Raw genomic sequence first — 227 nt, 5'->3', positions numbered from 1 at the left:
CGAGGTGACGTGACGTTATGCAACCGACCAGAAGGCGGGGCGGAGGCCTCGTTTACACTTCACCGTCACTTCACATAACTTCAAATTCCCCGCACATAGCTGTTCTACCTTGCTGATATCGCAAAGGAGAACGCTATGTTTAAATCCCCCCTGTTTTGGAAAATAGTCACCTTAGGTGGCGCTATGCTGCTGCTGTTAATTCCACTGACGATGATCAGGCAGATTAT

Annotated in this window: 1 protein-coding gene; it reads left to right on the top strand. The window is 48.9% G+C overall.

Annotated elements, in window-relative coordinates; all coding sequences use genetic code 11:
* A partial coding sequence (locus tag FDX22_RS31100; RefSeq protein ID WP_255432931.1) for a hypothetical protein occupies nucleotides 1–78 on the top strand: 78 nt, incomplete at its 5' end.
* Nucleotides 79–227 lie beyond the last annotated feature (149 nt).

It is taken from the genome of Citrobacter sp. TBCS-14 (assembly GCF_005280805.1).
In the GTDB taxonomy this organism is placed as follows: Bacteria; Pseudomonadota; Gammaproteobacteria; order Enterobacterales; family Enterobacteriaceae; genus Citrobacter; species Citrobacter gillenii.
Note: the sequence above shows the minus strand (reverse complement) of the source record. Positions and strands in the feature narration are given on the sequence as shown.